Annotated in this window: 8 protein-coding genes; 4 read left to right on the top strand and 4 right to left on the bottom strand. The window is 62.2% G+C overall.

Annotated features, from left to right (window positions below):
- Positions 1-218: 218 nt before the first annotated feature.
- From CWO89_RS39130 to CWO89_RS39120, 3 genes are all read left to right on the top strand, one after another.
- Positions 219-2,084 (top strand): acyltransferase family protein, encoded by a 1,866-nt coding sequence (locus CWO89_RS39130; protein ID WP_130583661.1) that lies wholly within the window; start codon positions 219-221, stop codon positions 2,082-2,084.
- A gap of 154 nt (positions 2,085-2,238) precedes the next feature.
- Positions 2,239-2,664, top strand: a complete 426-nt coding sequence (locus CWO89_RS39125; RefSeq protein WP_130583660.1) for a hypothetical protein — start codon at positions 2,239-2,241, stop codon at positions 2,662-2,664.
- A gap of 353 nt (positions 2,665-3,017) precedes the next feature.
- Positions 3,018-3,317 carry a hypothetical protein gene (locus tag CWO89_RS39120; protein WP_130583659.1) on the top strand — a complete coding sequence of 100 codons (300 nt, stop codon included), beginning with the start codon at positions 3,018-3,020 and terminating at the stop codon, positions 3,315-3,317.
- Here the strand turns inward: CWO89_RS39120 and CWO89_RS39115 are convergent.
- From CWO89_RS39115 to CWO89_RS39100, 4 genes are all read right to left on the bottom strand, one after another.
- Entirely contained in the window at positions 3,294-3,533 is a 240-nt protein-coding gene (locus CWO89_RS39115; RefSeq protein ID WP_130583658.1) for a hypothetical protein, read from the bottom strand. The two genes, CWO89_RS39120 and CWO89_RS39115, sit on opposite strands and share 24 nt — an antisense overlap.
- Positions 3,534-3,685: 152 nt before the next feature.
- Complete coding sequence (locus tag CWO89_RS39110) at positions 3,686-4,402, bottom strand: outer membrane protein (protein WP_130583657.1); 717 nt, start codon at positions 4,400-4,402, stop codon at positions 3,686-3,688.
- 265 nt (positions 4,403-4,667) lie between these two features.
- Entirely contained in the window at positions 4,668-5,096 is a 429-nt protein-coding gene (locus CWO89_RS39105) for a hypothetical protein (RefSeq protein WP_130583656.1), read from the bottom strand.
- Positions 5,097-5,307: 211 nt separating this feature from the next.
- A complete protein-coding gene (locus CWO89_RS39100; RefSeq protein WP_207234660.1) occupies positions 5,308-5,586 on the bottom strand; it encodes a His-rich protein BRANT in 279 nt (92 codons plus the stop codon).
- A 313-nt stretch (positions 5,587-5,899) separates the two neighbouring features.
- On the opposite strand from CWO89_RS39100, the gene CWO89_RS39095 reads away from it, so the two are divergent.
- Positions 5,900-6,439 carry a tetratricopeptide repeat protein gene (locus CWO89_RS39095; protein WP_130583655.1) on the top strand — a complete coding sequence of 180 codons (540 nt, stop codon included), beginning with the start codon at positions 5,900-5,902 and terminating at the stop codon, positions 6,437-6,439.
- Positions 6,440-6,505 lie beyond the last annotated feature (66 nt).

Genomic DNA, 6,505 nt, shown 5'->3' with positions numbered 1-6,505 from the left:
CGGCCTAGAGCGTTTTCGAGCGAAGTGGACACCGGTTCGCGTGAAGAAAACGCGTCAAAACAAGAATCTAGAGCTTCGGTTCTGATTCCATCAGAACCGAAAATGCTCTAGACGCCGGTCATGAAGCCGTAAGCGGGCCACAAACATTTGATGCGTGATGAAGCGGCCCCCTGCCCGCTCTGGCGGCGTCGCCGTGGACCGGGTACATCATCCGCACAATGGCGCATCACGAAACGGCTTATCGGCCCGATATCGACGGGCTGAGGGCAATCTCCATTCTGCTGGTCGTCGCTTATCATGCACAGCCTTGGCTGGTGCCAGGCGGCTTCATCGGTGTTGACGTCTTCTTCGTCATCTCCGGCTTCCTGATCACGCGGATCATCCTGACGAGGGTCGATGTCGGCACCTTCTCTTTCGCCGATTTCTATGCGCGGCGCGTTCGCCGCATTTTTCCAGCCCTCGTCGTCGTGCTCACCGCGACCTATCTGGCCGGATGGTTCGCGCTGCTGCCCGATCAATTCGTGCTGCTCGGCGAGAACATTGCCGCCGGCGTCGCCTTTGCGGCCAATCTGTTCCAGCTCAGGCAAACCGGGTATTTCGCGCCTGCCGCCGCGGACAATCCGCTGCTGCATCTCTGGTCGCTGGGCGTCGAAGAGCAGTTCTATATCTTCTGGCCGCCGCTGATCCTTCTTCTCTCCGCAACCGCAATCCGCGGCCGATGGATCGCGGTCATCGCGCTGGTCTCGTTTGCGTTCAGCCTGAGCATCTTCTTCGGCTACCAGACCGCCGCGTTCTACTCACCGCTCACACGCGCCTGGGAGTTGCTCGCGGGCGGACTTCTTGCCCACCTGGTCGTACGGAAGAGCGTTAGCTGGGACAAGCGGATCGGCGAGTATCTTGCCCTGGTGGGCCTTGCCGCGATCCTTGGTCCGGCGCTGCTGCTGGATCGCACCAGCGCGTTCCCGGGCCTCTACGCCCTGCTGCCGGTGTTCGGCGCGGTATTGCTGATCGCCACGCCGAATTCGGCCGTGAACAAGATGCTGCTGTCGAACCGACCAATGGTATGGATCGGCCTGATCAGCTATCCGCTTTATCTCTGGCATTGGCCGGTCCTGTCCTATCTCGGCATTCTGCGCAACGGCGTGCCGAACGTCATGGAGATCTGGGCGGCGGTCGCCGTCTCCGTGATTCTTTCCTGGCTGACATTCCGCTTTGTCGAAATTCCGCTTCGCCACTACGACCGGGCAGTCAAGAGACTAGCGCTCGGTCTCGCCCTGGTGGGCATTGCCGGTCTCGTGACCATCGCCGCGGCCGGATTCGATTTTCGTTTTCCTGTGGAGGTGCAGGCGATCGCGCGGACCCAGGCCAAGGACAATGCGGGATTTAGCGATAAGTGTTTCCTCGAAACGCCGGGCGCTGAATTCAACGCTGACTGCATCGAGCAAGGAACGCAGCCGCTCGTATTCTTGTGGGGCGATTCCACCGCGGCCGCGCTCTATCCGGGCTTGAAGGAAGCAGAGGCCGCGAGCGGATCGTTCCGGCTGGCGAGGTTCAGCGCACCGGGCTGCGCGCCGATCCTGGATTCGGGCGCGAATGCGCGCTGCGACGAGGTTCATCGCATCGCGTTCGGCCTTCTTCAGTCCGCGCATCCGGATATCGTGCTGCTACATGCCATGTGGGGCACGAACAACGATCTCGACAAGTTGCGCGAGACGATCGCACGGCTGCGCGCCAGCAAGGTCCGGCGCATCGTGATCCTGGGTCCACTGCCGGTCTGGAAGCGAACGCTTCCCCATACGCTCGTCAATCACTACCGGGCTTGGCACGAGATTCCGGAGAGGATCGCGGTGGGTGTATCGGGCTTGGACAATGATCAGCGGATGGAGGCTTTCAGCAAAGCCGAAGGAATCGAGTACATCTCGGCCTGGCATACGCTGTGCAATGCTGCGGGCTGTCTGACCGGAATCGGGACCAACGCCAACCAGGTGCTGATAACCGATATCGTGCACCTCTCCGACGCCGGCTCGAAGTTTCTGATCAGAGCGATCGGCAAGGAATTGCTACCGTTTCCACCGCGCCCGTGAGGACGGCGGCTTCGGCCTGTTATGGTAAACGATCTCTTCCGATTGACGCGGTGTTACTCTTTTGTCACCTCGGTGGAAATTGGGACTGCCATAACTTGAGATGCTTGATTCCGGAGGCAACCTTTGCTGCAGTCGAATGAGGCCGAGGTGTGCCATGAAATGGATGAAAGAACGCGATCTCCTGATCGCTCAGACAATGGCGTTCGTGCAATCGGTGACCGGCAAGAAGCCCGACGCCGAGTTGTTGTCGCCGGCCACCGAAACGACCGTCCGCGCGACCATAACCACCGCCGTGGTTAACGTCGAAGCCGTGCTCGCCGAGCCGACAGCGATCCCGGTCGCCGTCCCGCCCAAGCCCGCTCAGACGATGCCCGCTCGGACAATGCACCCTGAGGCAAGGCCATCTCAGGCGAAGCCGCCTCAGATCGCGGGTCTCGACCTCCCCGCCGATTTCCAGTCCGAAATCCGTGCCCGGGTGGCAAGCTTCCGCGCGCACCAGGAGCGGTTCACCCGCGAGCGCGAGGAATATTGCCGTGCCACCATGGCCAAGGTCCGCGCCAGCCTCGGCGAGGGCACCTAGCCGCCCCGCTCCACCGAATAGAGTAGTCCCCCGACTGTCCCGCTAACGTCTTGGCGGTCAGAGCCAGGCCCATACCAGCAGCATATTGGCCACGGAGGCGACCAATAGCGCCACAGTGAGCGTGACATGCACGCGTTCGCTGGATGTGTGCAGAACCGTTGTCATGGCCTGGACCATCCGGCGATTCTAGCACCGGAGTCTTGCGGATTCTTTTTTGCGGGATTCACCACTTATTAGGGACTCAAGACGGGGTGACGGACGCCCTCACCTGGGCGTGAAACAAGACGGTTGGCGATGCTGAAACTCGGGGGGCGGGGTTGGCGTTGACTGCCTTTGCGGAGCCAAGAATAAGGATGCCCTACGCGCTGTTTTCCAAGGAGGCCAAGCTGAGCAAGGCCTATCCGACCGAGGCGGATGTCTGGAAGGTCGCCAGGAAAAGCGGCCTGGTCGTCGACGTGGCGACAGAGGACGACAAGGCCGCCCCGCGGCCGGTCCTGGACAATGATTACGAGATCAGGCCCTGCCAGGCGGAGCCGAACGAAGACCCCGCCAAGAACAAGGCCGATGCCGAACGCGAGGCGCGGATCGAGCCACAGCTCTCGCCGCCCGAGCCGCCGCAGGAAGAACCCTTACGGCGTCGCGCTCACCAGTGAGGCCTGCTCCGAGGCCAGCGTCACGCACGCCTTGCGCCGGTGCAATCCCCTGATCGCGCCGGTGACCTTGAGCACCTTGCCAACCCCGCAGGCCGGATCCTGAACAAAGGCGACTTCGTAGGGCGCGAGAATCAGCGGCTCGGATTTCAGCACGGTCTGGGCAAGGCATGGCGATATCGCCGCAGAGAAAATCAACCCTAACGCAAAAGCACGCATGTTCGTATGTCCACCTGGCCCGGCGGCCGGCATAATAAACCATCGAGGGTGAAAGTTCCGTGCACTGCAAAAATTATTTTTCGCGGTGCCGGTAGCCCTGCAGCAAAAGGGCCGGCGGGGAAGCCGGCCCTCGCCCCCGCGGAAACCCGCGATCAGTATTTGGAAGCGACCGGCCCGCCCCAGCCGAAGCGGTAGTTCACGCCGACCTTGACCGTATGCTCGTCGTCCCGGAAGCGGGAGCCGACGATCTCGGCCGGACCGGAGGTGAAGGTCGTGTGGCCGAAATTGTAATACTGGTACTCGGCCTTGGCCGACCAGTTCGGCGCAAACATGTATTCGAGACCGGCGCCCACGGTGTAGCCATTCTTGCGGTTACCGTCGGTCGTGAAGGGCTGCGGCACGCCGGCGAAGGCGACGCCGATGTTGCTGTTCTCACGCCAGGCATAACCGCCCTTGGCGTAGAGCAGCGCCGGGCCCCAGGTGTAGCCGATCCGGCCGGTCACTGAGCCGAGCTGGTCGGTGTTGCCCGTTACCACCGTTCCAGCGGGGAACACGAAGCCATTATTGCTGGCGCCCGTCAGCCAGCTGTATTGCGCCTCGACGCCCGCCACCCAGTTCGGCGCGAACTGATAGTCAAAACCGCCCTGCACGCCGCCCAGGAAGCGCGCGTCGCTGCCCAGCAGATTGTTGCCGTCGGTGAAGCCGCCGCCGATATGTCCGCCGATATAGAAACCGGTCCAATTGTAAACCAACGCCGGCGCCGTATAGGCCGGCGGTGCCTTGGTATAGGGCCGTGCCGGCATATCAGCCGCAAAAGCCGGGCCGGCGAATGCGGCCAGGGCGACTGCGCCAAGCAAACACTTCTTCATGGTAGTTCCCCATTTACTCACGTCGCGACATCCATCCAAACAACGTGACTTCAATTAGGTTGCTTTGGGGCACCGCCAGAGCATCACGTGTTCGTCACCGTGACAGCGCCGCAACATCACCCGTTGGTTCCATTGCATGGAAGAATTTTCCTCCGGTTAATCCGGAGCCGGCCACCAGAACGGATGTCGAATCTGACTAAGCCGAGGTTCAACCCTCGCCGAAAAGTGATCGGATCCCGGTAACCCTCCGGCCACCGAACCGGCGCTACCGCGACATGTTCTCTAGCTCTGGAAATGGCGCGTAGGTCGCGCCGGCGCAAGGCTCGGCGGCATTTTCCATCATACGGTCGAGCCGACCATCGACGTACACGATCGCGCGCTCCCGCGTCGGCCGATAGGCGCCGTCCGAGTCGCGGGCGCTGAAACGCAGGCAGGTGATGTAGCGCAGCCGCCCGCCCACCGTCCGCTGCACCGGCTCGGCCATGGCCGCGTCCCGCACGCCGGTGGGATCATTGAGATAGGTGTGCATGAACGCCACGGTCTCGACGCGGTAATTCTTCGGATACGGCTGGTCGGCGACACCGCGGTCATCGGTGAAACTGATCGACCTGTTGTCGTCGCTGCTCAATGCGGAGCAGGCCGCGAGCGCGATCGGCAACAGCAGGATCGCCGTAAGTCTTGCTTTCTTCCCCAAGTTCCTTTCGCCCCAAAGTCGACTGCATCGGTCCCGGCGGTTTCTTAGACTGGCTAGCGGCGAAAGGGAATTCGGATCTCGGCGTCGGCTCAATGCACCATCCCACGGCCATTGGGGATGCAATGGCCGTGGGTGGGCCTGATATCCGCCGGCGCGGTGGGGCAATGTGGATCAAAACCGCGGCGGACGGACCAGTCGTGAAAGCCAGGGTTCAGCCGCGCTTGGCGGGCCGCACGATGTGCTTGACCGCGACCTTCGGCGTGACATGCGTCTTGATCACACCGATGTGCTTGTGGTGGCCATGATGGCGGACGTAGCGCTGGTGCTTATGATGGTGGCGCACCATCTTGGCATTGGCATTCAGCGCCTTGGGCTTCGCCAGCTCGGACTTGATCACCGGCGCGTGGGTCGTCTTGCCATAGTTGCCGGCAAACGCGGGCGCGGCCATCACGGAAACCGCAAGCAGCGCCGCGGAAATGGTCTTGAGCATGGTTGTCTCCTCTTCCAGGGATCGCTGAGACCTCCGGTCGGATGGCCGGGCTCGCCGATCAGTGACGATGACCTTAAGTCGGCGGCGCTGAACCCACGCTGAAACGCGCGGACGGAATTCGTTCATCTGCATGACATCCTGTTCATGTCCGTGACTGCGTCACGTCAGTGACCCGTCACGTCCGTGGCGCCTCACGTCTGCGAGGCGTGAGTTTCAAAATGGCGTGCCGAAGCGGGAATGTTTCGGAGCACCGGGTGTTCAAGGAAGCGGGCCGCGGTTATAGGATCGCCGGGCTGACCATCAGGAGAGAGGCATGCAGAAATTCGCGATCAGGCTGTTGACGCTCGCCATGTTGTCGCTGACGCTTGCGGCAGCGCCCGTCGTTACCGCGGTCTATGCCGCGCCGGATAACGATCCGCCCCCGCCGCCGCCGCCCAAGGGCAAGAAGAGGTCGGAGATCCGCCCGAGCGTCGAACAGGCCGCCTTCGAGAATGGCTATCGTTCCGCCTATGCCACGATCTACGACCGCCACGATTATGCGAACGCGATCGAGCAATTGAAGGCGCTGCACCGCGACGACACCGCCGCCGTCGCCAACCTGATCGGTTATTCCTATCGCAAGCTCGGCGACTACAAGCTGTCGCAAGTCTGGTACGAGCGCGCGCTGAAGGCCGATCCGAACCACGTCAAGACCTGGCAGTATTACGGTCTGTGGCAGGTCGAACAGGGCAACCGCGACCAGGCGCAGTATCATCTCAACCGCATCGCCCAGCTCGCCGGCACCAACAGCGAGGAATACCGCTCGCTCGCCGCCGCACTGGAGAAGCCGCCCGGCACCGGGCTGGTGTATTGAGGCCGGTGCTCCGCATTCGTCCCTTCTCCCCTTGTGGGAGAAGGTGGCGCGCATGAAATGCGCGAC

It is taken from the genome of Bradyrhizobium sp. Leo170 (assembly GCF_004296405.1).
GTDB lineage: Bacteria > Pseudomonadota > Alphaproteobacteria > Rhizobiales > Xanthobacteraceae > Bradyrhizobium.
This window is presented reverse-complemented; position numbering and strand designations above follow the sequence as displayed.

What these genes read in the sequence shown, in the direction of transcription:
- CWO89_RS39125 (WP_130583660.1), top strand. Translation starts at nt 2,239, where the DNA reads ATGAAATGGATGAAAGAACGCGATCTCCTGATCGCTCAGACAATGGCG.
- CWO89_RS39100 (WP_207234660.1), bottom strand. Translation starts at nt 5,586, where the DNA reads ATGCTCAAGACCATTTCCGCGGCGCTGCTTGCGGTTTCCGTGATGGCC.
- CWO89_RS39120 (WP_130583659.1), top strand. Translation starts at nt 3,018, where the DNA reads ATGCCCTACGCGCTGTTTTCCAAGGAGGCCAAGCTGAGCAAGGCCTAT.
- CWO89_RS39115 (WP_130583658.1), bottom strand. Translation starts at nt 3,533, where the DNA reads ATGCGTGCTTTTGCGTTAGGGTTGATTTTCTCTGCGGCGATATCGCCA.
- CWO89_RS39130 (WP_130583661.1), top strand. Translation starts at nt 219, where the DNA reads ATGGCGCATCACGAAACGGCTTATCGGCCCGATATCGACGGGCTGAGG.
- CWO89_RS39110 (WP_130583657.1), bottom strand. Translation starts at nt 4,402, where the DNA reads ATGAAGAAGTGTTTGCTTGGCGCAGTCGCCCTGGCCGCATTCGCCGGC.
- CWO89_RS39095 (WP_130583655.1), top strand. Translation starts at nt 5,900, where the DNA reads ATGCAGAAATTCGCGATCAGGCTGTTGACGCTCGCCATGTTGTCGCTG.